General features: G+C 65.8%; 21 protein-coding genes and 3 pseudogenes. 13 read left to right on the forward strand and 11 right to left on the reverse strand.

The window, feature by feature from the left end:
* The first annotated feature begins 29 nt into the window (after positions 1-29).
* On the forward strand, positions 30-2,768 hold the full coding sequence (locus AB0H61_RS12305; protein WP_357302564.1) for an IPT/TIG domain-containing protein: 2,739 nt from the start codon (positions 30-32) through the stop codon (positions 2,766-2,768).
* Between the two features lie 3 nt (positions 2,769-2,771).
* Here the strand turns inward: AB0H61_RS12305 and AB0H61_RS12310 are convergent, their stop codons facing one another.
* Positions 2,772-3,656 carry a DMT family transporter gene (locus AB0H61_RS12310; RefSeq protein WP_357302566.1) on the reverse strand — a complete coding sequence of 295 codons (885 nt, stop codon included), beginning with the start codon at positions 3,654-3,656 and terminating at the stop codon, positions 2,772-2,774.
* A 125-nt stretch (positions 3,657-3,781) separates the two neighbouring features.
* Positions 3,782-4,504, reverse strand: a complete 723-nt coding sequence (locus tag AB0H61_RS12315) for a haloacid dehalogenase type II (protein WP_357302568.1) — start codon at positions 4,502-4,504, stop codon at positions 3,782-3,784.
* 257 nt (positions 4,505-4,761) lie between these two features.
* Between AB0H61_RS12315 and AB0H61_RS12320 the strand changes: the two genes are divergently transcribed.
* Together AB0H61_RS12320 and AB0H61_RS12325 are read left to right on the forward strand one after the other, a co-directional pair.
* Complete coding sequence (locus tag AB0H61_RS12320) at positions 4,762-5,325, forward strand: dihydrofolate reductase family protein (protein WP_357302571.1); 564 nt, start codon at positions 4,762-4,764, stop codon at positions 5,323-5,325.
* Between the two features lie 143 nt (positions 5,326-5,468).
* Positions 5,469-5,801, forward strand: coding sequence for a hypothetical protein (locus tag AB0H61_RS12325; RefSeq protein ID WP_357302574.1), 333 nt, complete (start codon positions 5,469-5,471; stop codon positions 5,799-5,801).
* A gap of 94 nt (positions 5,802-5,895) precedes the next feature.
* Here the strand turns inward: AB0H61_RS12325 and AB0H61_RS12330 are convergent, their stop codons facing one another.
* On the reverse strand, positions 5,896-6,252 hold the full coding sequence (locus AB0H61_RS12330) for a helix-turn-helix domain-containing protein (protein WP_357302577.1): 357 nt from the start codon (positions 6,250-6,252) through the stop codon (positions 5,896-5,898).
* 99 nt (positions 6,253-6,351) lie between these two features.
* Here AB0H61_RS12330 and AB0H61_RS12335 point away from each other — a divergent pair, with 99 nt between their 5' ends.
* A complete protein-coding gene (locus AB0H61_RS12335; RefSeq protein WP_357302580.1) occupies positions 6,352-7,215 on the forward strand; it encodes an NAD(P)-binding domain-containing protein in 864 nt (287 codons plus the stop codon).
* An 81-nt stretch (positions 7,216-7,296) separates the two neighbouring features.
* Here AB0H61_RS12335 and AB0H61_RS12340 read toward each other — a convergent pair.
* Positions 7,297-8,109: pseudogene (locus AB0H61_RS12340) on the reverse strand (hypothetical protein); the annotation flags it as partial.
* On the opposite strand from AB0H61_RS12340, the gene AB0H61_RS12345 reads away from it, so the two are divergent.
* Positions 7,997-8,923 carry a LysR family transcriptional regulator gene (locus AB0H61_RS12345; protein ID WP_357302582.1) on the forward strand — a complete coding sequence of 309 codons (927 nt, stop codon included), beginning with the start codon at positions 7,997-7,999 and terminating at the stop codon, positions 8,921-8,923. The pseudogene AB0H61_RS12340 and the gene AB0H61_RS12345 overlap by 113 nt on opposite strands.
* 82 nt (positions 8,924-9,005) lie before the next feature.
* Here the strand turns inward: AB0H61_RS12345 and AB0H61_RS12350 are convergent, their stop codons facing one another.
* Positions 9,006-9,593 (reverse strand): TetR/AcrR family transcriptional regulator, encoded by a 588-nt coding sequence (locus AB0H61_RS12350; protein ID WP_357302584.1) that lies wholly within the window; start codon positions 9,591-9,593, stop codon positions 9,006-9,008.
* Between the two features lie 156 nt (positions 9,594-9,749).
* On the opposite strand from AB0H61_RS12350, the gene AB0H61_RS12355 reads away from it, so the two are divergent.
* Positions 9,750-10,790, forward strand: a complete 1,041-nt coding sequence (locus AB0H61_RS12355) for an aldo/keto reductase (protein WP_357302586.1) — start codon at positions 9,750-9,752, stop codon at positions 10,788-10,790.
* Between the two features lie 58 nt (positions 10,791-10,848).
* Here the strand turns inward: AB0H61_RS12355 and AB0H61_RS12360 are convergent, their stop codons facing one another.
* Positions 10,849-11,769 carry a DUF2306 domain-containing protein gene (locus AB0H61_RS12360; protein WP_357302589.1) on the reverse strand — a complete coding sequence of 307 codons (921 nt, stop codon included), beginning with the start codon at positions 11,767-11,769 and terminating at the stop codon, positions 10,849-10,851.
* A gap of 828 nt (positions 11,770-12,597) precedes the next feature.
* On the opposite strand from AB0H61_RS12360, the pseudogene AB0H61_RS12365 reads away from it, so the two are divergent.
* Together AB0H61_RS12365 and AB0H61_RS12370 are read left to right on the forward strand one after the other, a co-directional pair.
* Positions 12,598-12,920: pseudogene (locus AB0H61_RS12365) on the forward strand (DUF664 domain-containing protein).
* Between the two features lie 242 nt (positions 12,921-13,162).
* Positions 13,163-13,678: pseudogene (locus AB0H61_RS12370) on the forward strand (alpha/beta fold hydrolase); the annotation flags it as partial.
* Positions 13,679-13,773: 95 nt separating this feature from the next.
* Here the strand turns inward: AB0H61_RS12370 and moaA are convergent.
* From moaA to AB0H61_RS12385, 3 genes are read right to left on the reverse strand one after another with little or no spacing between them, the layout of a single operon-like run.
* The gene (gene moaA, locus AB0H61_RS12375; RefSeq protein ID WP_357302592.1) at positions 13,774-14,748 is read right to left on the reverse strand and encodes a GTP 3',8-cyclase MoaA; all 975 of its coding nucleotides are present in this window, start codon (positions 14,746-14,748) and stop codon (positions 13,774-13,776) included.
* Positions 14,748-15,062, reverse strand: a complete 315-nt coding sequence (fdxA, locus tag AB0H61_RS12380) for a ferredoxin (RefSeq protein WP_357302593.1) — start codon at positions 15,060-15,062, stop codon at positions 14,748-14,750. The genes moaA and fdxA overlap by 1 nt, the downstream gene beginning before the upstream one ends.
* A gap of 27 nt (positions 15,063-15,089) precedes the next feature.
* Positions 15,090-17,384 (reverse strand): molybdopterin-dependent oxidoreductase, encoded by a 2,295-nt coding sequence (locus tag AB0H61_RS12385; RefSeq protein WP_357302596.1) that lies wholly within the window; start codon positions 17,382-17,384, stop codon positions 15,090-15,092.
* 296 nt (positions 17,385-17,680) lie between these two features.
* Here AB0H61_RS12385 and AB0H61_RS12390 point away from each other — a divergent pair, with 296 nt between their 5' ends.
* Positions 17,681-18,325, forward strand: coding sequence for a helix-turn-helix domain-containing protein (locus AB0H61_RS12390; protein WP_357302598.1), 645 nt, complete (start codon positions 17,681-17,683; stop codon positions 18,323-18,325).
* A 52-nt stretch (positions 18,326-18,377) separates the two neighbouring features.
* Here the strand turns inward: AB0H61_RS12390 and AB0H61_RS12395 are convergent, their stop codons facing one another.
* A complete protein-coding gene (locus AB0H61_RS12395; RefSeq protein ID WP_357302601.1) occupies positions 18,378-19,340 on the reverse strand; it encodes a LysR family transcriptional regulator in 963 nt (320 codons plus the stop codon).
* A 105-nt stretch (positions 19,341-19,445) separates the two neighbouring features.
* On the opposite strand from AB0H61_RS12395, the gene AB0H61_RS12400 reads away from it, so the two are divergent.
* Both AB0H61_RS12400 and AB0H61_RS12405 read left to right on the forward strand, forming a co-directional pair.
* On the forward strand, positions 19,446-20,339 hold the full coding sequence (locus AB0H61_RS12400) for an NAD(P)H-binding protein (protein ID WP_357302604.1): 894 nt from the start codon (positions 19,446-19,448) through the stop codon (positions 20,337-20,339).
* Positions 20,340-20,404: 65 nt separating this feature from the next.
* On the forward strand, positions 20,405-20,770 hold the full coding sequence (locus AB0H61_RS12405; protein ID WP_357302606.1) for a darcynin family protein: 366 nt from the start codon (positions 20,405-20,407) through the stop codon (positions 20,768-20,770).
* A gap of 125 nt (positions 20,771-20,895) precedes the next feature.
* Here the strand turns inward: AB0H61_RS12405 and AB0H61_RS12410 are convergent, their stop codons facing one another.
* Positions 20,896-21,192: a hypothetical protein gene (locus tag AB0H61_RS12410; protein ID WP_357302609.1), complete on the reverse strand. Its 297-nt coding sequence runs from the start codon at positions 21,190-21,192 to the stop codon at positions 20,896-20,898.
* On the opposite strand from AB0H61_RS12410, the gene AB0H61_RS12415 reads away from it, so the two are divergent.
* Together AB0H61_RS12415 and AB0H61_RS12420 are read left to right on the forward strand one after the other, a co-directional pair.
* Complete coding sequence (locus tag AB0H61_RS12415) at positions 21,185-21,568, forward strand: hypothetical protein (protein ID WP_357302612.1); 384 nt, start codon at positions 21,185-21,187, stop codon at positions 21,566-21,568. The genes AB0H61_RS12410 and AB0H61_RS12415 overlap by 8 nt on opposite strands.
* Positions 21,569-21,718: 150 nt before the next feature.
* Positions 21,719-22,903 carry an FAD-dependent oxidoreductase gene (locus AB0H61_RS12420; RefSeq protein ID WP_357302615.1) on the forward strand — a complete coding sequence of 395 codons (1,185 nt, stop codon included), beginning with the start codon at positions 21,719-21,721 and terminating at the stop codon, positions 22,901-22,903.
* Positions 22,904-22,968: the final 65 nt, after the last annotated feature.

A 22,968-nucleotide genomic window follows, 5' to 3' on the forward strand; every position in this document is an offset into this window, starting at 1 on the left:
CTCGGCGTGGTGTGGCAAAGGAGATCGTGATGAATTTCGTCGCAACGTTCATCCGCGGATCGATCGACCGGGTCGCCGGATACCTGCGCGGGCTGCTCGGTCGGCTCTGGCCCGGACGGACCCCGCATATCGACTCGGTCGCCCCAGCGCGAACCTATCCGGGCAGCGTGGTGGACATTATGGGCGCCGGTTTCACGCCGACACTCGACGGCAATACCGTGACCATCGGAGGGCATCCGGCCCGGGTGATACGCGCGGCGACCGACACGCTCCAGGCGATCGTCAGCATGGACGCCCAGGACGGTCCCATTACCGTGGATACCGGCGCCGCCATCCTGCTCAGCCCGGTGGATTTCCGGGCCGAGCCGTATCCGCTGCCCGACAGCGGGGAGGATGGTCCGCCCGCCTATTTCGAGGGCGTGCCCGGCCTGCGGCAGGCCGATGTGGCGCCGACCGGGACGCGGCGGGTGCTGTTGGTATTGGTGCATCCGACCGATGTGGTGCCGCCCGACCCGGCCGTCGCGCGCACCGCCGTGGAGACCATCTGGGCGGATGTGCACACCTACTACGACCAGATCAGCTTCAACGACCTTGATCTGCGTATCGAGTTGACCAGCACCTGGGCCGCGCTGCTGAAGGATCGTCTCTACTACATCGATCCCGCCGCGACGGTGGAGAACATCAAAGAGGCAGTGCTGCCGCAACTGTGGGCGGAAGCGGTGCGCATCGCGGCGTTCGACCGCAAGAACCCGAACGACTTCGACATCATGGGAGTCGTCATATATCTCGATGGCGCCTTCATCCGAGCCTGGGGCGGTTTCGCCCAGCAGAACTTCAGCTACTTCGATGTCGCCACCGGCACGAAGATCAACTTCACGGCGAACCATGTGATCAACCTGCTCGCGATCCAGGAATCAGCCGACTGGGGTCGCTGTGCGCACGAGGCGGGCCACTGTTTCGTCTCCGCGCCATCCTTCCGGGACGGCACGATCGGCACCGCGACGCTGGGCGAAGACGTCTATGAGTCCGACCTCGTCGATTCCGGCGCGGCCACCGCGCGGGAATTCGACATGATGGGCAGCCACGACCATCACCCGCTGTTCTCCGCGTATCACATGGAAAAACTCGGGTACTACGCCCCGAGCGAGATCCTGGAACTGCCCTGGGATCGCAACGAGTTCAGCGAGGACCACGACGTGGTGGCGCACGGGCTGACAAAGGCACTCGCCGCGGGACAATATCGGCTGATCAAAATCAAGGTGGCGGACGGACTGTTCTACTACGTCGAGGTGCGTCAGCGCCCCGGCACGACCACCCAGATCTTCGACGACAACATCCCGATCGGCGCCGGCGCCAATCAGGGCGGGGTGATCGTGACCAAGGTGCTCATGGACACGATGAACAACAACCAGCAGACCCGATTCATCACCCTGCTCGGTAACCCGAGCGCGGTAATGACCAACGGACAGAGCGCCATTGATCCGGCACGGACACTGAATATCAGCGTGGTGAACGACAATGTCACCGCCCAGCCGCAGGTGTGCACGGTGCGCGTCGCCTGGGCGCAAGGCATTGCGAACGATCCGGCCGGTGCCTTCGATCTGAGCGTGGAACCCTGGAACAGCAACTACGAATCCCCCGATATCTGGGTCGACCGGCCACCGTTCGGCATGTTCGACAATCCCATCGACGCCGAGGGCAGGCCGACGGGCAATGGCGACAAGCCGAAGCTGATGAAGATCAACGAATTCACCACCAGGGTGCACAACCAGGGCACCGTCGACGCCGCGAATGTGCTGGTGACCTTCTACGCCGTAACTCCGGTCGGCGTCGGCGACAACGGCAACTGGACGCCGCTGCAAACGGTCACGATCGCGAATGTGGGCAAGAACAGTTTCGTCGACGCCAAGACCAACTGGGTTCCGGTGGTGGGACAGCACAGCTGCCTCAAGGTGTTCGTCAGCCCGCAGCTGGGCGAGATCACCGGCGGCAATAACTCGGCGCAGGAGAATGTGACCGAATTCGAGGCCGCCTCGTCGATTCCCGAGCCGCAGGTGGTGCCGGTGGCGGTGCGTAATCCGCGCGAGGAGGCCACCCTCGTCTATGTGTCATTGCAGAACGTGCCCGCGGGCTATGCGGTGCAGTTCCCGCATCAGTGGATGATGATGGAGCCACTGGAGGAACGCATTGTCGAGCTGGTGGTGGTGCCGACCCTCGGCATCGAGGCCTATGAATCCGCGGGTGCGCGACCACAGGGCGGGCGCACGGAACGAAGCGCGGCCGTGCGGGTGGTCGGCACCATTCCGCGGTCCTACGTCGAAGAGGAGACGGCGGGCCGGGTGGTCGGATCCCGCGCGTTCCCCATCGGCGGCGTTCTCACGCGGGTGACCCCGAAACACCATTCCGAGATAAAGCTCAAGCCCGACGGCCGCTACGACGAGAAGCATCCGTTCCTCGGCGTGCGCGGAGTCGTCGCCCCGGCGAAATCCGGGCAGGCGGTCACCGTCTACCTGACCGATCCGAACGGCAAAGAGCGTGCGGCACAGGTCGATACCGATACGGCCGGGGAATTCCGCGCACTCTTCGATCTGACCGCCACACCGACACTCGCGGCCAGGGCCTGGCCACCGGCCGGGGTGGCACTGCCCGCGCCCAGCGGGGAGATCGCGCCGGTGCCTGGGGTCTACAAGGCCCAGGCCTTCCTGGTCAATGCGGCCGACCTCGCCGAGTCGGCGTCCGATATCGTGCCGATCACCAAGAGTTTCTGAGCCTCAGGACGCGGTAGGGGTCAGTTCCCCCGCCACGGCGGTCTTGGCGCGCGCGGTGCCGAGGATGGAGCCGAGGATGACCAGCGGGAAGCCGATGGCCATGCCCGCGGTCAGTGGTTCGTTCAGCGCGGTTACACCGAGCAGGATCGCCACCGCCGGATTGATGTAGGTGATGACAGTGGCCCGCGCCGGTCCGACCTCCCCGATCAGGGCGAAGAACACCAGGAACGCGACCGCCGTGCAGATCACCGCGAGCCCGAGTACTGACCATGCCGCATCGGCGGTGAAGCGGGTCGGCCATCGCAACGCCACGAACGGGGCGTAGATGAGGGTGGCCAGCACCAGCGAGGCCGTGACCACGCCCAGGGGCGGCAGGTCGGCCAGGGACCGGTTGATGATGATCGGTCCGAGCGCATAGCCAATGGTGGTCAGTCCGATCGCGCCGATCGCGGCCGGATCGGACAGGTCGACGTCGAGTCCGACCAGCGCGGCCACCCCGGCGAATCCGATGATGAGACCGAGAATCCTTCGCTGATCGAACTTTTCGTGCCCGAGTCGGCTCATGATCAGCACCGCGATCAACGGCACGGCCGCGATCAGCAGCCCGACGGTCGAACTGTTCAAGGTGGTTTCCGCGTACCCGATCAGCAACCACGGCCCGGTGATCTCGACCAGGGTGTACAGCAGCAAGGGACGCCACCGGCGCAGAACCGGCGTCAATGCCTTGGCGTACAGCGCGATCGGTAACAGGAGCAACCCGCCGATCAGTGTCCGCCCGAACGCCACCACCATCGGATCGAGGTCTTCCACCGCGATCCGGATCATGGCGTAGGGCACTCCCCAGATCAGGCCCATCGCCAGAAACAGCACCCACCCGCGTCTGGTCATCGGGCCCGCCCCGAATCCACCACTAGATTCACCATGATTCGACTCGCTTTCGATCCCAGTGGAGCGTAGCGAATGATCGGGCGGAGCGTAGCGAATGATCGGATGATCCGACACTTCTGGACGGGTCAGCAGCCCAGCTGATCGGCCAGGTCGAGGAAGTCGCAGGCGTTGATATCGAACTCGTCCTCGTAAGCGACGTCCACCGTCCCGTATGCGCCGAATTCGAGCGGCCTGGCGACGAAGGCCGTCCGGAAGCCGAGGGCCGCGGCGGCCCTGATGTCGTATTTGTGGCTGGCGACCATCATGATCTCCGAGGGCGCGAGCCCGAGATAGGTTGCGGCCATTCGATATACGATGGGATCGGGTTTGAACGCGCCTGCCATCTCCGCGGTGAAGATCGCATCCCACGGCATCCCGCCGCGTCTCGAAATGCGCACCACGGCGGCGACATCCGCATTCGACAGCGTCGCGAGCGTGTACCGCGTCTTCAATCGAGTCAAGCCGGGAACCGTATCCGGCCACGGCACCAGCCGCTGCCAGGCCAGCGCGAGATCCTCGCGTTCGGCCTCGGTCAGGTCGGTCACGCCGAATTCCGGCAGCAGTCGTTCGAGCGCGTCGCGGTACACCGAGTGCACGGTGGTCCAGTTGTCGCGGTCCACCGTCGCCGCCCGCAGTGCGCTGAAATACTCACCACGCCAACGATCGACGAAGCCGACCCAGTCGACTCCGGGATGTCGCCCGGCGCTGATCCGCTCGGCCTCCGCGCACACCACGGAATGGAAATCCGTCGCCGTTCCCTGCACGTCGAACAGTAACGCCTTCGGCGCGATCGGCCCCTGATCGGTCACGTACCGCATCCAATCACAGCGCATATCAGTTGGGCATGAGGGTGAAGAAGGCCGCGTAGAAGACGATCCAGGCGCCGAGAACCAGGGCGAGCTCGAGCGGGAAGGGGCGGTTATGGGTCGACGATCTTCGCCGCACCATGCGCGGCAGACGCCGGCCCGGAGAGAAACCGTAAACATTCCGAAAACCGGTTCCCGGAAGCTGAATGCACACCAGCACAGCGGGTCACACCGACCCGATACCGAAAGGAACCACCCCGATGCGCAAGCTGAAGCTCCAGGTCCAGACCACCGTCGACGGCTACATGTCCGGCCCGAATGGCGAGATGGACTGGATGACCTTCCCCTGGACCGATGACATCACCGCCTACATCGGCGCACTCACCGAGCCGGTCGACACCATCGTCCTCGGCCGCAAGCTCGCCGAGGGTTTCATCCCGACCTGGGCGTCCGGCCCCGAGGGTGAGGATCAGGAATCCATCGACTGGATGAACAACACCCCGAAGGTCGTCATCAGCAACAGCCTCACCGAATCCCCGTGGGACAACGCAACCGTCGCGGGTGGCGACCTCGCGGAGATCATCGGCAAGCTGAAGTCCCTGCCCGGCGGCGACATCATCGTCTACGGCGGCGGCACCCTCGTGCAGAACCTCCTCGCCGCGAACCTGATCGATGACCTCCATCTCTTCGTCAACCCCACCGCCATCGGCGCGGGTCTCCCGGTTTTCGCCGCGACCGGCGTCGACCAGTCGCTCCAACTGGCCGCCGCCACCCCGTTCGACTGCGGCATCACCGCCCTGCACTACCAGCCGAAGGATTCCTGAGCCTCGGCGATCCGACAGGCTCTCGCCTCCATGGGTGTCGCTGTCGGCGCGGTATCGGCGTGCTGTCAGCGGCGGTGGGCATCGTTGCGTTTATGCCGGGAAGTACCCGGGAACGAAACCGAAAGTCACCGGAGAGGTTCGCGATGAACACCACCACTACCGCCGAGATCCTGCACCGCCAGCTTGTTCTGCCCGTCCGCGCGGTGCGTGCGGGTCTGAACGCGTCCGGCCGCCGCGATACCCCCACGGCCGTGCGCCATGCCGAGAAGATCCCCCCGCTCCTCGACGTGGCCGCCGACTGTGTCACCGCCGCGCGTCACCGTGTCGAGAAGACCGCCGCGCGAATGGAGCGCGGCGCCGACAACGAGTGGCCGGACGTCACCGCCGCCTGCCGCAAGGCGGTCGCCGACACGCTGGCGAATGTGGACGGCGTCCACGAGGCTCTGACCAAAGCGGCCCGATCCCTGGACCGCTGAACCGAACGGGGGCGTGGCAGCCGCCGATCACGGCGATGCGCGCCCCCGAACGTCGTGCCGCACAACGCTTCGTCGCTCGACCGACCCTCGAAGATCACCGGCCTCGGCTGGAAGGGACGGCGTCGTCATCCATGAGGTGTTCGCGGCCCCACGCTTCCAGGGGGAGCAGGGCGCTGTTGAGCTGCTCACCCAGCGGGGTCAGGGAGTATTCGACACGTGGCGGCACTTCGTCGTACACCTCGCGATGGATGATCCCGTCGGCCTCGAGTTCGCGCAGTTGTGTGGTGAGGACCTTCTCGGTGACGCCTTGTACCTGGCGGCGCAGTTCACCGAAGCGGTGCGGGCGTTCGCTCAGGGGCCACAGGATCAGCATCTTCCACTTGCCGTTCAGTACCGACAGTGTCGCGTCGAGCCCGCACGTGTACGCGCCCGGTCTGCGTGTGATCGGCACGACTACCCCTTCCGCCTGCCTGTTCGCTTACCCGGATGTACGTACCCACTTCCATGTACGTACTCGACGGGCCCGGATGCCACGCCAAGACTAACCGTCATGTCCGCTCACTCGAACAAAGCGCTCACCGTCCTGGGTCTCGGCGATATGGGCTCGGCCCTGACCCGCTCGTGGCTCGCAGCCGGGTACGCCGTCACCGTGTGGAACCGCAGTCCCCGACCGGCCCCGGTAGGAGCGACGGTCGCCGCCACCGCCGCCGAAGCCACCACCGGGAACCCCCTCGTCGTCGCGTGCCTACTCGACGACGCTTCGGTTCGCGCAACCCTCGACGGCGTCGACCTCACCGGTCGCGATATCGTCAACCTGACCACCAGCACCCCCGCCGAAGCCCGTGCACTATCCGAGTGGATCACCGCCCGCGGCGGACGTTTCCTCGACGGCGGGATCATGGCCGTCCCGTCGATGATCGGCGCCGCCGACTCGGGCGCGTACGTGTTCTACAGCGGTTCGACCGAGCTGTACGAGGCCCACGCCGAGACATTGGCCGTGCCCGCCGGCGTCACCTACGTCGGTGCGGACGCCGGATTCGCGGCTCTGTACGACATAGCCCTGCTCAGCGCGATGTGGGGCATGTTCGCCGGAGCCGCGCACGCTTTCGCCCTGATCGGTAAGGAGGACATCTCACCGGTGGAGTTCGCGCCACTCATGGTCGCCTACCAGCAGGCGATGGCGGGGTACTCGTACGGCACCGCCGCGCAGCTGGTGAGCGGTGACTACACCGAGGGTGTGGAGTCGAATCTGGCGATGATGGTCACGACGAACGCGACGCTGTTGCGCACCGCCGCCGAGCAGGGGGTCAGTGCCGAACTGCTCACGCCCTTCATGGCATTGATGCAGCGCCGGGTCGCCGAGGGCGGCGGGAACGAGTCGAATACCGGCGTCGTAGACCTCCTGCGACGCTAGCCCTGGTTTCGCGGCTCGAAGTCGAGGTTCGGGCGCGGCGGCATGGCGCGGCAGCAGGAACGGCGTGCCGAGGAGCAGAACCCCGGCCAGAGCAATGGCTGCACGCGGGCTGGTGAATTGTGCCAGGAGACCCCACGATACGGTGATGACCGCGATGCTGAGGCTGCTGGTGATCGACCACGCGGCGAGGACCCGGGCATGGTGATCGGTATCGGTGTTGTTCAACCGATAGGCGGCGAAGACGGGATTGAAGATGCTCGCGCAGATGATCAGCCCGAACTCGGTGACCATCACGATCACAAGTCCGGCCAGGCCCGGCTGGATGAATGCCAGTCCGAGGGGCCAGCAGGCACGTAGTGTGCCGAAGACCCGCAGCACCGTCTTTTCGCCGTAGCGGGAAGTGATGCGGCGGGCCAGTCGTGACCCGATCAGGCCACCGATACACGGAACGGCGAACGCCAGCGCGTACTGCCAGACCGGGAACCGCAGGTCGCGAGCCCGGATGCCGACAAGGCCGCCACCTCCGCCGAACCGGCGTTCAGGACGGTGATGGCGACCACCGAAAATGCCCCGAACCCGATCCCGGTTCCATAGGCGCTGACCGCGTAGGCGGCCCACAACCACCCGAACGACCGACCCAGGTTCGCCCTCCGCCACATATTCGGCATCCACGTCACATCCTCTGTTGTCAGAGAGATCAAAGCCGGTTGACAGAGGCCGCCACCAACAACGAATCGAGCGGAGTGTCACAACTTTTCGTAGTGGGAGTAATTTTCCGCCCGTGGATCTCGATGCGGTTCGTACTTTCGTCGCGGTTGCCGAGACCGGCCAGTTCCAAGCCGCCGCCGATGATCTGCGAATCACCCAGCAGGCCGCCTCGAAACGAGTGGCCACCCTGGAGCGAGAACTCGGCGTTCAGCTTTTCGCGCGGATCGCCAGGGGCGTGCGGCTGACCGTCGACGGGCAAGCATTCCTCCCGCATGCGCGTGAACTACTGCGTGCGGCCGAACGCGCCACCGCGGCAGTGACACCGGGGCGCAGGGCCTTGCGGATCGACGTCGTGGCCCGCAGGATCGCACCCTCCACCATCCTGCACGCCTTCTACCAGCAACACCCCGATATCGAGCTCGATGTCGTCACCCTGATCAACGCCGACGCGGAGTCGGCGCTGGCCGAGGTCGGTGCGGGCGTCATCGACGCCACCTTCAGATCCCTACGAGGCCGCAAGGTTCCGAGCGGACTCCGGTCATCGCGCGTCATCGACGACCGACACCAACTGCTGGTCGGCCCACGGCACCCGTTGGCGAACGCCGAGACCGTGACGCCGGCCGAACTCACCGATCACCCCATCTGGATGCCCGGCATGTCCGACGCCGAACCAATCGGCTACTACAACGATCTGGCGACCGCGTTCGGACTCACCATCGATACGATCGGGCCGAGCTTCGGCATCGAAGCTCTCCTCGCCGAACTCGCGGACTCGACCCAACTCGCGACTTTTGTCGGCGAAGGCTCCCGATACCTCTGGCCGGAGAGCTACGACCTCCGCCGCATCCCCGTCGTCGAGCCGGCCCCGGTCTACCCACTCTCCGTGATCTGGCGAGCAGACAATCCGCACCCTGTCCTCGCGAACTTCCTCGAGTACCTCCACGCCAGGTACAAGACGACATCCAGCGACGACGTATGGGCCCCGGACTGGGCACGTTGAAACCGGACAGGTTTGTCTCACGCCGTGGCGGGCATTGATGACGTCGGTCGACCGGGAACGCCGCCGCGTGAGGGACTCGCGGCTAGTGGTGGCGCAGTCCTGCGATGAGAAGGTCGACCATGCGGCGTGCGTCGTAGCGGGGTGTGTTGCCCGCGCCGATACAGAGGTTGCCGACGCCGCGCATCAGTTCGTAGGCATCCGTTCCGGGGCGAATTTCGCCCGCCGTGGCAGCGGCATCGAGCAGCCGGGCGCATACGGGGACGAGCCGGTCGAGGAAGTAGGCGTGCAGCGTCTCGAAGGTGGGATTGTCGGACTGTAATGCCTCGGCGAGGCCGTGTTTGGTGACCAGGAAGTCGACGAAAAGATTGATCCACTGCGCCAGGGCGGCGTGCGGGGTGCTGCTGTTCGCCAGCAGCGTCGGACCGGCCTCGGCGCATGCCTCGACCTGGTGCCGGTACACGGCGACGATGAGATCGGCGCGTGTCGGGAAGTGGCGGTAGATCGTGCCGACCCCGACTCCGGCCTTGGCGGCGATATCGCGTACGGGCGTATCGACGCCGGACGCGAGGAAAGCCGCGGCAGCCGCGTCCAGCAGTGTCTTCTGGTTTCGCCGGGCGTCGGCCCGTTTTCGCGGGGTCGACGACTCCGATCCGCTGTCGATGTCGGCCACTGCGCCGCTACCTCCGTTACTCGCCTTGCCAAACGGAACCATGTTCCGTATGTTGATTATCGGAACACGGTTCCGCTTGTTCAGGATGCCAGAACAGCCGAGCCGCAACCAATTCACGCATCGCGAACTCGCCTCACCTCTCATGGAGGAACAGTCATGCAGTACCGCACTTTGGGCCGCACCGGCGTGCAGGTCAGCACCCTCGCGCTCGGCGCGATGAACTTCGGCCGGATCGGGCGCACCACCCAGGACGAGGCCACCGCCATGGTCGACGCCGCTCTGGAGGCCGGGATCAACCTCATCGACACCGCCGACTGGTACAGCGACGGCGAGTCCGAGGAGATGGTCGGCAAGGCCATCGCCGACCGCCGCGACGACATCGTGCTGGCCACCAAGGCGAATATGCCGATGGGTGCGGAGCGCAACCATCAAGGCAGTTCGCGCCGCTGGTTGGTCACCGAGTTGGATAACAGCCTGCGTCGGCTGGGCGTCGACCATGTTGATCTCTATCAGATCCACCGGTGGGATCCGAACACCAGTGACGAGGAGACACTCTCGGCCCTGACCGACCTGCAGCGCGCTGGAAAGATTCGCTACTTCGGTTCGTCGACATTCCCGGCGTACCGCATCGTGCAGGCCCAGTGGGCCGCTCGAGAACACCACCTGCGCCGGTACGTCACGGAACAGCCCAACTACTCGATCCTGCAGCGCGGCATCGAAACTCACGTGCTGCCGGTGACCGAGCAGTACGGACTCGGTGTGCTGGCGTGGAGCCCGTTGGCCTCGGGTTGGCTGTCGGGCGCGATCCGCGAAGGCAGGGAAATCGCCACCAGTCGGTCGACATTCATGCCGCAGCGCTTCGACACCACCATCCCCGCCAACCGGGCCAAAATGGATGCTGTCGAGCAACTGGCAAAGGTGGCCGACCAGGCCGGTTTGACCATGATCCAGCTCGCGCTCGGTTTCGTGACCGCGCATCCCGCCGTGACCAGCGCGCTCATCGGCCCGCGCACACTGGGCCACCTGCATTCTCAGCTCGCCGCCGCCGACACCGTGCTCGCCGCCGACGTGCTCGACGCGATCGACGGGATCGTCGCTCCCGGCGTCGACCTCGCCCCGGATGAGAAATACGACACGCCACCCGCCCTACTCGACCCGGCACTGCGACGTCGCTCCTCGCCGGTCACGGCGGCCTAGCAGTACTGACCTCCGGCCGGTCGAGCCATTCGTCGGCGCGAAATCCACAGCGCAGCGGCTACGGTGCGCCGACCGGACGGAGGGCGCCGGAGGCTTTGTCCGCGGGGCTCCGCCGCAACAAAGCGATCGGGAAGTAGCCCATGGACAGGGCAACCACCGGCGCCGCGAGCACCGCACAGTAGAACGCCATCGCCGCCGGCCAGAACAACGCGTAGGTGGCGAACAGGGCGAGACAGACAATCGGCGTGGCGAAGATCGCCGATTCGAGGATCGCCCAGTCCTTCGCCGCGTGATCCTCACCGGCCGCACGGGATCGAAGACGCAGGGCCATACACGCGAGCAGCAGGACCACAGTCTCGGTGGTCACCGCCGCGATGGGCAGGTCGACCCGATCGATGAGTTGTGCGCCGACAAGGATCGCGACGAGCAACCCGAGCGCACCCGCCATGCGCGCGCCCATGGCCACCGCGGGCTGGTCGAGAATCGTTGATCTCGTTGTGCCCTTGCCCGTGAAGTGACGCGCCGCAACGGTGGCGCCGAATACCGCGAGCGGCCCGGCTATGGCCGCTCCGATCATGAAATCGGCGTCGAAGCTTTCGCCGGATACGCCCAATAAGAGCGTAATCACGATCATCCGGATCATCGGGGCGGTCAACAGCATCGCGAACATGTAGGCCATAAACGCCTGGTGAAGACGAACTTGCTCATTGATGATCGCCAGAAACGCCAGCGCAGCACCTGCGAGCACGCATATCGCAAAGATCAGGAGGATGTTGTAGAAGGGCGGCCCGCTGGTCGTCTCCCCCGAGCCTGTCCGGAACAGGAAGGCTATTGCGGTGACCATGGAAGCCGCGACGACGATGAGCATCAATCGCCCCGAAAGACGGTGCACCATCGGCCAGTTCCGGCGCACCCGCTTCGAGAACTGTAGAACTCCGAAAAGAATCGCCAATCCCGCACCGGCCGTGTGCACCGCCATGATCCACCGGCTGCGCTCGTAGGTCGGCTGCTGGTGGTGAACCAGCGATCCCACCGTCGAGTCGGGGTTGAGACTCACCACGGCGGAGATGGAACGCAAGTACAGCTCCGGCGAATTCGCGGTGAAGTATTGCCCCATATATTCGATTGCCATCGGGGCGTAGATCAGGCATACCACACCGATCACCACCCATGCTGTCATGCCAACTGATTTCGAAGACATCTTCATGTGAACCCGCCTTGCCTCAATCGGAAGCTCACTCGATCGAGGGAGCTCGGCTGCTCAGCGACGACTCATTGCGACAGGAACTCACACCACGATCGCTCGACAATATCTCGACCTGCGAGTCGGCTGCCATTGAGCGACTACGGTTTTCGACCATCGGCGAGGCAGCATCGCCGATGGGACAACAGGGCCGGGGCCTCAATTGATGATCGCTGGCCATTTTCCCAGAGTTCAATCGCGATTTTCCGGTTTGAACAAAGAAACCTAACGTTTGGTTTCATGCGTTGAACGGTGGTGCCCGGGATGGTTTCGCCGACGCGGTGACGAGGGATAGGTCGCTGCGGCGATCTGTGCGAACGACCGGACGAGCGGGTGTGCGGTGGTGCCGCTCCAATAGGCGCACCAGATGACTGCGTTCACTGCTGGCTCGCGCCGTGAGCGATCGCTGGAGATCTGCCCGTAGCGCACGCCGCCTGGGGCCCACCGCGTCGCGCACGTTTCGGGTTCGCGGTCCGCGAGCCCATCTTGCTGGAACAGCAAGTTTTCGTGCCAGATCGTCGTGAGCCGAGCGAGACTGGGCGCCTCTCGACAGAAGGGGCCTCGATGAGCACCAGCGACACCCCGCCGCCCCGGACCGGAAGCGGCGAGATCGAAACACTGCGTGGGTTCCTCGACTACCTGCGGGCCTCGATCGCCGCGAAGGTCGACGGCGCCCCCGAACCGCAGGTCCGAACAGTCGCAGTGCCGTCGGGCACGAAATGCTCGACGGCTATACCGATCTGGGTGCACCGATCCCGCGGTCGCGGCCGGGACGCCCCGCTCCCAGCGTCCGCTGGGCGCTCATCCACATGATCGAGGAGACCGGCCGCCACGCGGGCCACGCGGACATCCTCCGCGAATTGATCGACGGCGCGACCGGGCGCTGACCCACTCAACGTCTCCCGGACAGGAACTTATGATCACGGCAGTCCGACCGTTGTCGCGCCGCTTCCCCCGATCCGCCCGTGCGATGGCGATCGTCACGCTTACCGCCCTGCTCACGGTCGGTACCGCAGCCTGCTCCACGCCGCCCGCCGCCGACGTTGCCCCCTACTCCATCGCAACCCACAGCGATCCGAAGTTCGAGAACACCTTCCGGCACGAGTTCACCGATATCGACGGCGTCCGTATGCATTACGTGACCGGCGGCAGCGGCACGCCGGTGGTGCTGATACACGGTTGGCCACAGACCTGGTACGGCTGGTGGCCGATCATGCCTGCACTCGCCGAGCATCACACCGTCTACGCCGTCGACCTCCCCGGGCTGGGTGACAGCACCGGCACACCGAGCGGCTACGACAAAGCCACCCTGGCGCGGTACGTACACACCCTGATCGCCGACCGGCTCGGGGTGCGTGACGCCCGCGTCGTCGGGCACGACTTCGGCGCCGCCGTGGTATTCCAGTACGCCGCCCAATTCCCCGCCGACACAGCCCGTCTCGGCTACCTCGACCTGCCGTTACCCGGGCCCGCGATCGATGCGTCCACGTACCGCTCGTTGAGCTGGCACATTGCCTCTCATTCCCAGCGACGGGTTCCCGAATCCATGGTCCGCGAGCCCATCTTGTTCCGCGAGTACCTGGCACTGTTCTATCCCCAGGTCTCGTTCGGCGGTACGGCATTCGGTGGCACCTCGGATCGATCCCCCTTCACCGACGCCGAGATCGACGAGTACGCACGGACTTACCGCAGGCCCGAGGTCCTGCCGGCGTCCATCGGTGGACGATCGACCCGGTCGAATCAGCCTCCGATGGCGCTCATGGGACGTGTAGGTTGCAGGAAGGTGGGGCTGTTGATGCCGTGTCCGGCTGCCTTCTGCCATAACGATTCTCGCCATCGGGCGGCAATGGCGTCATCCAAGGACTCGGGATCCTGGCCTGAATCTCGCAGCAGCGAGCGTAGATCGGTCTCCTCGTTGGCGAACAGGCAGTTGCGAACCATACCGTCCGCAGTCAGCCGAACGCGGTCGCAGTCTCCGCAGAAGGGCCGGGTGACCGACGCGATCAGTCCGACGGTGCCGGGCCCCCCGTCGACGAGCAACCGTTCGGCAGGGTCGTTGTTGCGTGGGCGCGGATCTGCGGTCAGTTGGAATCGCTGTCGGAGCCGAGACAGCACCTCATCGGCGGTGACCATTGCCGAACGGTCCCAACGATGACCGGCGTCCAGTGGCATCTGTTCGATGATCCGTAGCTCGAACCCTTCCGCCAGGCAGTACTCCAGGAGTTCGGGGGCTTGTTCGTCGTTGACTCCGCGGGTGAGTACCGCGTTGATCTTGATCGGGTGGATTCCCGCGGTGCGGGCAGCTATGAGTCCGTCGAGGACATCGGCGAGCCGGTCGCGGCGGGTGATCGCCGCATAAGTAGCTCGGTCGACGCTGTCGAGCGAGACGTTGATGCGATCCAATCCGGCTCGAGCCAGGGCGGTGGCTTTGCGGCTGAGCCCGAGACCGTTCGTGGTGATGGACAACCGCGGCCGGGGATCCAGTGCGGAGGCGTATGCCAACAGTTCGGGCAGGTCGCCGCGCAGCAGAGGCTCACCGCCGGTGAATCGAATCTCCTCGATGCCGAGTTTGTTGACCGCGACGCGTAGCAGCCGTTGCAGTTCGCTGGTGGAGAGCTGTTGTCGGGTGGGTAGCCAGTCGAGTCCCTCGGCGGGCATGCAGTACACGCACCGTAGGTTGCAGCGATCGGTGAGTGTGGGTGGCTGGGCTTTCATTACCGTGGCGGCAGCGTCGCCACGAACGCGGCGTCGTGGTCGTTCTTGCCGACTTTGGCCGCCCCGCCGGGGGATCCGAGGCTGTCGAAGAATTCGGCGTTGGCCCGGGTGTAGGGCGCCCATTCACCAGGTAGGTCGTCTTCGAAGAAGATGGCATCGACGGGGCAGGCCGGCTCGCACGCTCCGCAGTCGACGCATTCGTCGGGGTGGATATAGAGCATCCGGTTGCCCTCGTAGATGCAATCGACGGGGCATTCGTCGATGCAGGCTTTGTCGAGGACATCGATGCACGGTTCGGCCACTACATAGGTCATGTGATCTTCTCGATTCGGTAGAACTGCTCAGCCGACGGATCGGGGAGCGACGGGGCTGTGCTGCTGGGGCCTCGCGACCGACTCGATTCGGGCCGGCACGTTCTTGTGCCACGGAGTGCCGGAAATGGGGTCGCGTCGGCGGGCGTCGGTCAGCTGGTTCAAAGCGACACCGACGATGGGGCTTCCGTCGCCGAGGTGATCGAGCCCGAAACCGTTGGGAAGCGCGACGTGTCCGGCCTGCATGCGATCATCGATCTCGACCGTGGCCAGCGCGGATCCGCGCTGAGTCACGATTCGGGCAGGCGCGCCGTCGGCGAGCCCGAGTGCCGTGGCGTCGTGGCGGCTGATCCGGAGGGCGCCTTCGGTGTCGCGAAGCCGCCAGTTGTCGTCGTGGATGATCGTATTCGCGGTGAACGGGCGCCGCTGCCCCGCGGCGAGAACGACGGGGTACTCGTCGCTGGTCTGCACTGCCGAGGCAGGGTCGAGCGCATCGAGGATCCCGAGCAGCTCGGGTATCGCCAGCGGGAAGCGTTTGTCCTTGTGGGGCACGTAGTTCCACGCGTCGGCTGGTGCGTCTTCGGTGAAGACCACCCCTGATCGTCCTTCGATGATGGCATCGAACAGCGCGTCGGCGCTCGCATGTCCGGCGCGTCTCATCGCCTCGGGGTAGGTCCGCGCGGTGCGCTGAGCCAGCGCCCACAACACCGCCGCGGCGCGCGCGTTGCCGGGCAGAGTGGGACCGAGGGTTTCATAGAGCAGGAACGGAGCCATCGGCAACGTTTTCTTGGACAGCATGGCCAGGGCCGCGAAGGCCACCCGGTACGGGGTGCGGCCCCACTTCGCCGCGGCCCGCAGCACGGCCAGGGGCATGGCTTTCACCGCGCGTAGCTCCCTGGTCAGACGTGCGTAGATCTCCGGTTCGGGAAGTGTCCCCGGCAGTGGATCGAGGACGGGCGCGCGCAGATGAAACGAGTTACGGGGGAATTCGAAGTTGAAGAATGTCGCTTCGTACTTCTCGTACTGCGAAGCCGCCGGCAGGATGTAGTCCGCCAGTCGCCCGGTCTCGGTCAGCGTGACGTCGATGACGACAACGAACTCGAGCTCTGCCAAGGCCCGATGGAATGCTTTCGAATCTGCCAATGAGTGCGCCGGATTGGACGACTCGATCAACATCGCCCGGAACCGGTCGGGGTGATCGGTCACGATCTCTTCGGCGATGAGATTGCACGGCACCAGTCCTGCGGGCATCCGTGCGCCGGTAACCGGAGTGGTGCGGGTGCGAGTCGTGTAGTGAGCGAGCGGGAACATCCACGAATGAGGCTGCATCGCACCCTCTTTCGCGAAATTTCCGGTCACCAGCCAGATCAGCTTGTTCAGGTAGGAGATCAGTGTGCTGTTCGGGCCTTGCTGCACACCGAGGTCTTCGTAGGTCGACACACTCGACGCCGTACCGATCCGGCGGGCGGTCGCGCGGATGAGGTCTTCGTCCACGCCGCACACCGTGGCGTATTCGGCGATGTCGATCCGCCGCACAGACGCGGCTACCGCGTCGTAGTCGCGGGTGTGTTCGGTCAAGAAGGTGTGATCGACCAGGTCTTCCTGCACGAGGACCGCGACGATCGCCGACAGGCACCATGCGTCGGTTCCCGGCTTGACCTGTAGGTGGAACTCGGCGAGGTCCGCCGTTTCGGTGCGGATCGGGTCGATGACGATCAGGCTGCGGCCCGGATCCTTGCCGATTTCCTTAAGGACTGTGCGGGCGCGGGCGACGCCGTGGCTCTGGAAGGGGTTCTTGCCGATGAACACCGAGACTTCGGCGTGTTCGAAATCGCCGTGGGTGTGACCGCCGGTGACGTGCGCATCGACCCACGCCTCGCCCGTCTTTTCCTGTGCCAGCGGGTTGGAGCGGTACCGTGAACCCAGCGCCTTCAGTAGTGGTCCGCTGTAGGCGCCCCCGAGGTGGTTGCCCTGCCCGCCGCCGCCGTAAAAGAAGATCTTGTCGCCGCCATAAGCGTCGCGCACCGCGGCGAAGCGCTGGGCGACTTCACGAATCGCGGTATCCCAGTCCACGGGCGTGAACGAGCCATCGGCTTCCCGCCGCAACGGGGTGGTCAAGCGCCGGCCGCCGTTCTGATAGTGATCCAGACGCAACGCTTTGTTGCAGGTGTATCCGTGGGTGGAGACATGATCCTTATCTCCACGGATCTTGAGAAACGACCGTTCATTCTCCTCGGTCAGGATCTGCACGCCGCAGTTGTTCTCGCACAGGATGCATGCGGACTTGTGCCAGGTGCCGGTTTCCGTGCTCTTGGTTGGTGGCATTGCGCTGCTCATCTCGTGCTCAGTGGCGGATATCGGGCATCGACGCGACCTCCGTGGTCGGCCCCGCCTCCGACCCGGCGTCCCGGGACCGACCGCGAGGTGCCGAAGCCGAACGCCAGATCAGTAGCCGATGCACGGAAAATATCAGAGCGGGTGCTCTGTAAACAAATCAGAGCAATTGCTCTATTATCCGTCGGATGGTGATCCATTGAGTCTCGCAGGCTCATTGACCTGCGGAAATGTAACCAGTCCTACTGTCGCTCTTTGCAGAGCGAATGCTCTGTTAACCTTCGGTCATGCCCCGCGCACGCGTACACGACCTCGATCGCTTGATGGATGCTGCCGAGAAGATGGCTGTGGACTCCGGCCCAGCCGCGGTCACCGTCCGGGCGCTGTCGGAGGTCACATCGGTGTCCAACGGGGCGATCTACCACGCATTCGGATCCCGTGCCGGCCTGATGGGCCGGGTCTGGCTCAGGGCCGCGCAGCGGTTCCTGGCGTTGCAACGCGATGCTGTCGAACACGCACTGACCGCTGTCTCCTCACGAGACAGCCCCGTCGAGGCGGTTGTCGCGGCCGCCGACAGCCCCGCCGAGTTCTTGGTCCAGCACCCGATCTCCGGTCGGTTCCTTTTGACCGTTCAACGCGACGAACTTCTCGGTTCGAGCGAGATCCCGGACGATGTCGCCGACGAGCTGCGCAAACTCGATCGGACCCTCGTCGCGTTGCTCATCCAGCTATCGCGCGGCGTCTGGAATCGCAGCGACCGCGAGTCGGTGGCGATCATTCGCGATTGCGTCGTGGAACTACCGACCGCGCTGCTGCTGCGCGGCAAACGAAACCCTGATCCGGCGGTACGGGAACGACTCGCCGCCGCGGTACGTGCGGTGTTGGCAATCGCACCTCCCCCACCAACCAAGACCCCCACAGAAACGAAGTAATGCCTGTTTGTCATTCCTCAACGCGACTACGCGCTGCTCCAGCCCGCCGAGGTCATCCACCCTTCGCTGATGAGTGCTCCCTGGGCGTGCGAAGGATCCGGCGGACGGCGTTGCGGAGCCAGCGGTGGGCTCCGTCGGCTGTGTGTCGGGGGTGCCAGGCCATGCCGATGGTCAGTGGCGGCAGTGTCAGGGGGATGTCGAGCAGGTGCAGTCCGAGGGTGGTCGCGTCGTCGGTGAGGGGCGACGGGTCGGCGCCGGGGAGTGCGGCAGGTACGAGGCAGACGATATTGCTGCGGGCAGCGAGGGTCATGGCGGCCAGATGGCTGGGGAGGACGACGCTGACCCGCCGTTGGAGGTTCTGCTCGGCCAGCGCGATGTCGAGAGGGCCGGTGAACCGGCCACGGCGGCTGACCGCGACGTGTTGGGCGGCAGCGAGCCGGGCCGGGGTCAAGGGTTCTTCGGTGAGGTGGTGGCCGGGCCGGACGGCCGCCACCATACGCAGACTGACCAGTTCTTCGACCTGAGTTTCGGGATCTACGTGGTCGATGGATCCGATCTCCAGATCGATCCGGCCGTCGCGGAGTGCGGATCCGGCCTCCAACTCCTCGGCCCGGAATCGGAACGAGACCCCCGTCGCCTCCCGCTGGGCCAGTTGCAGCAGTCGGGGGGCCAGTGCCGCGCCGACCAGGTCGGCGGTCTGAAGGGTGAAGGTGCTGCTCAGACCGGCGGGGTCGACGCCCGTGCCGGGGCTGAGCAGTGCTCCGAGGCTGCGTACCACCGCGGCGGCTTCGTCGCGCAGGGCCTCGGCACGCGGGGTGGGGACCATGGCCTGTCCGGCCCGGACCAGGAGGGGGTCCTGGAGGATGCGGCGCAATCGGGCGAGGGTGCGGCTCATGGCGGCGGGCGAGGTGTGCAGGCGGGCGGCGGCGCGGGTGACGCTGTGCTCGGCCAGTAGGGCGTCCAGCGCGATGGCGAGATTGGCGTCGATGACCGGATCGGGGCTGTTCACCAGCATTATTCCATTTCAGTCAATGATTCAGTGCTGAGATTCCCATTGTGGCAACGCTTGGTTCTCCGCAGGATGACGGGTGTACCGATCCAACAGACCTGCGAGGCTTTCATGATCGTTATTACCGCTCCTACCGGGAACATCGGCCGTCCCCTGCTCACCCGGCTCCTGGAGGCCGCCCCCGCCGCGGGTGAGGAATTGCGGGTGATCGTGCGTGATCCCGCGCGGCTCCCGGACGCGGCGCGCGGACACGTCGAGGTGATCACCGGCTCGCACACAGACGCCAGGGTCCTCGACCGGGCCTTCGAGGGCGCGGACGCCGTCTTCTGGCTCGTCCCCCCGGACGCCTCCCAGACCCCGTACGACGGCTACAGCGGCTTCACCCGCCCCGCCGTGCAGGCGCTCGCCGCCCACGGTGTCCGCCATGTCGTCGGGGTCTCCGCGCTCGGCCGCGGTACCCCGGTCGCCGACCGCGCCGGCCTGGTCACCGCCTCCCTCGTCATGGACGACCTCATCGCCGGCACCGGCGTCGCCTACCGGGCCCTGGCCAACCCATCCTTCTTCGAGAATCTTTTGGAGGAGGCCGACTCGATCCGCGACAAGGGCATGTTCACCGACGTCGTCGACGCCGACCGCAAAGCCCCCCTCGTCGCTGTCGCCGACATCGCGGCCGTCGCCGCCGGGCTGCTGCTGGACCGCTCGTGGACCGGCACCGACAGCGTCCCCGTCCTCGGGCCGCAGGACCTGTCCCCCAACGACCTGGCCCGCATCATGACCGAACAGCTCGGCCGCCCCGTCCGCTACGAACGTCAGCCGCTCGACGAACTGCACACCACCCTCATCGGCTATGGCCTCAATGAGGCGTTCGTCCAGGGTGTCGTCGACATGAAGCGGGCCAAGGACCAGGGCCTCGACGCCGGAGTCGCCCGCACCCCGGATACCGCGTCCCCCACCAGCTTCGAGCAGTGGTGCGCCCAGACCCTCGCGCCCGCCGTCCGCTCCTGAGGCCCACCACCCGTCGCCCGAAACCTATGGTGCCCAGCGCACCAACACCTTTGGAGGAACCCCTGATGCCCGCCGAGCAAACCGAACCACCGGTCACGGCGTTCATACTCGTCAAAACCACACCGGAGTGGCTCGCCATGACCGTCCAGGAACGTGCGGACGCCTTCACCACCCAGGTCCTGCCCGCCATCGAGGCCAAGACCACCGGTGTCCGGTCACGCTTCTACGACACCGAGTTCTACTCCGCACGCGTCACTGACGTCTGGGTATGGGAAGCGGAAGACCACCACGCCTACCAGCTCCTCATCGACGCACTGCGCGAAACCCCGTTCTGGGATCGCTACTTCGAGGTCATCGACCTCCTCGTCGGCACCGAGAACGGCTACGCCCGAACCTACGGCCTCGAACCCGTCGCCACCATCACCACCTGAACCCCCGCGTGACCGGCCGATGTCAACCCGGCCGCAGGACATCGGCCGATGAGCTCGATGGCATTTCTTCAGTGCGGTGTTCAGGACGTGGCGGCCGTGGTTCCTCGGCCCCGGACCCCGGATCATCATGCGGTCTTACGGGTGGCGCGGCCGCCCTTCGACAGCTGCACCGGGAGTTTCACGTAGCGGCTCATCTTGGCGGCTACCGGCGGAGTGCCGCTGACCTGATCCTTGTAGATGACCGCGGCCTTGCCCGTGAGGTACCACCGGTTCGGGGTGTCATCGGCGTTGGTGAACTGGATGACCGCGTCCTTGCGGCCCAGGCTCACCGGCTGATGGAAGTAGCCGAAGCGCAACGGCTTCACCGTCTTTCCGCGCAGCAGCCGGGCGATGACGGTGGCGGTGTAGTCGGCGGTGACCACGCCGCTCTGTCAGGTGCCGTGGATCTGCCCCCAGGCCTGCCGCGATGGCGGTGGCGGCGGCCCGGTGGAATTCCACGCCGGTGCCCGCGAGCAGGTCCGGGATCTGGAAGTCGGTCAGTTCCTGGCCCGTGGCGACCTGGTGCATGCGCAGCCGCTCGGTGAAGCGGGGCGAGGGGTTCACGAGGGTGATGCGGGTGTTCAGCTTGCGGGTGTAGCGGGCCAGCCGAGCCGTGGCGATCAGGCCCGTGTAGCCGGCGCCGAGGACAACGATCTCATGGGCAGTGGTGGTGTTCATCGCTTGCTCCCTGGGGGCTCGTTCGTTGGGTCGGCCATGGGACAGGGCAGGCCCGGAGAACGTGACAATCCATTGCTGTGACCTGAGACACACAACATCGGCACGGGCACGGCATCCGAACACGGAGACCGCCTCCCGAGGGGTGGTGGCCTAGATCACAGTCCACGTCTGTCAGGTTTCGCGCCGCTGTCCGGTTCAGGAAGCGATCACCACCCAGACAGGAGTGAGACCATGACCCACCGAATCGTCGTTCTCGGCGCCGGATACACCGGAGCCAACGCCGCCGGTCGCCTCGCCAAGCGGCTGCACCCGGCCGATGTCGAAATCACCCTCGTCAACGCCGATCCCGAATTCGTCGAGCGGGTCCGCATGCACCAGCTGGCGACAGGTCAGGAGCTGAAGAGCCGCGTGCTGACCGACATCTTCGCGGATACGGGCGTGCGCGTGCAGCTGGCGCGGGTGACCGCGGTCGATACCGACCGCAAGGCGGTCGAGATCGACGCCGCCGATGGCTCCCGCGAGATCGCCTACGACACTCTCGTTTACGCCCTCGGCAGTGCCGCCGCCGACGGCGGTGTGCCCGGTGTGGCCGAGCACGCCTACAACATCGCAGGCAAGCAGTCCGCGCTGCGGGTGCGCGAGCGTCTGGCAAGCCTCGGCGAGGGTGCGACCGTGCTGGTCGTTGGTGGTGGTCTCACCGGAATCGAAGCCACCACCGAAATCGCCGAAGCCCGACCGGATCTCGAGGTCGCCCTCGTTGCTCGCGGCGGCCTCGGCGACTGGCTGAGCGAGAAGGCTCAACAGCATCTGCGCACAGCGTTCGGCCGGCTCGGCATCACCGTGCACGAGCACACCGATATCGACCGCGTCGAGCGGACCGGCGCGGTCACCACCGACGGCCGCACGATCCCGGCCCAAATGACCGTGTGGACAGCCGGTTTCGCCGTCCACCCGATCGCCGCGGCCACCACCCTGCGGGTGTCGGCGACGGGGCGGATCGTCGTCGATGACACCATGCGGTCGGTCTCGCACCCCGACGTCTACGCTGTCGGCGACGCCGCGCTGGCCCCCGGGGCGAACGGTGATCCGCTGCGCATGTCCTGCGCCTCGGGTGTCCCTACCGCCTATCAGGCCGCTGACGCCATCGCCGCACGCCTGACCGGCCGCGAGATTCCCCCCAATTCGATCGGCTACACCGCCCAGTGCATCAGCCTCGGCCGCCGCGACGCCATCGTGCAGTGGGTCACCCCTGATGATCAGCCCAAGCCCTCCGCTGTTACCGGCCGGGCGGCCGCGCGACTCAAGGAGTTCATCTGCAAGAGCGCGGTCTGGAGTGTCTCGCACCCGACTTCGATGCTCCCGTCCCGCCGCCGCCACATCACCACAGCCGAGCCGACCCGCGCCCTTACCGCGTGACGCCGCGCCCCCCTACCGGCGGTGTCGGACAGGACGATCCGACACCGCCGCGCGGGATGAGGCGG

The sequence above is a fragment of the Nocardia sp. NPDC050710 genome (assembly GCF_040654375.1).
Taxonomy (GTDB): domain Bacteria; phylum Actinomycetota; class Actinomycetes; order Mycobacteriales; family Mycobacteriaceae; genus Nocardia.

Bases quoted from the DNA above. Each gene is read 5' to 3' on its own strand.
- AB0H61_RS12305 (WP_357302564.1), top strand. From the start codon at position 30: ATGAATTTCGTCGCAACGTTCATCCGCGGATCGATCGACCGGGTCGCC.
- AB0H61_RS12310 (WP_357302566.1), bottom strand. From the start codon at position 3,656: ATGACCAGACGCGGGTGGGTGCTGTTTCTGGCGATGGGCCTGATCTGG.
- AB0H61_RS12320 (WP_357302571.1), top strand. From the start codon at position 4,762: ATGCGCAAGCTGAAGCTCCAGGTCCAGACCACCGTCGACGGCTACATG.
- AB0H61_RS12325 (WP_357302574.1), top strand. From the start codon at position 5,469: ATGAACACCACCACTACCGCCGAGATCCTGCACCGCCAGCTTGTTCTG.
- AB0H61_RS12335 (WP_357302580.1), top strand. From the start codon at position 6,352: ATGTCCGCTCACTCGAACAAAGCGCTCACCGTCCTGGGTCTCGGCGAT.
- AB0H61_RS12355 (WP_357302586.1), top strand. From the start codon at position 9,750: ATGCAGTACCGCACTTTGGGCCGCACCGGCGTGCAGGTCAGCACCCTC.
- AB0H61_RS12360 (WP_357302589.1), bottom strand. From the start codon at position 11,769: ATGGCGGTGCACACGGCCGGTGCGGGATTGGCGATTCTTTTCGGAGTT.
- moaA (WP_357302592.1), bottom strand. From the start codon at position 14,748: ATGAAAGCCCAGCCACCCACACTCACCGATCGCTGCAACCTACGGTGC.
- fdxA (WP_357302593.1), bottom strand. From the start codon at position 15,062: ATGACCTATGTAGTGGCCGAACCGTGCATCGATGTCCTCGACAAAGCC.
- AB0H61_RS12385 (WP_357302596.1), bottom strand. From the start codon at position 17,384: ATGCCACCAACCAAGAGCACGGAAACCGGCACCTGGCACAAGTCCGCA.
- AB0H61_RS12390 (WP_357302598.1), top strand. From the start codon at position 17,681: ATGCCCCGCGCACGCGTACACGACCTCGATCGCTTGATGGATGCTGCC.
- AB0H61_RS12395 (WP_357302601.1), bottom strand. From the start codon at position 19,340: ATGCTGGTGAACAGCCCCGATCCGGTCATCGACGCCAATCTCGCCATC.
- AB0H61_RS12400 (WP_357302604.1), top strand. From the start codon at position 19,446: ATGATCGTTATTACCGCTCCTACCGGGAACATCGGCCGTCCCCTGCTC.
- AB0H61_RS12405 (WP_357302606.1), top strand. From the start codon at position 20,405: ATGCCCGCCGAGCAAACCGAACCACCGGTCACGGCGTTCATACTCGTC.
- AB0H61_RS12420 (WP_357302615.1), top strand. From the start codon at position 21,719: ATGACCCACCGAATCGTCGTTCTCGGCGCCGGATACACCGGAGCCAAC.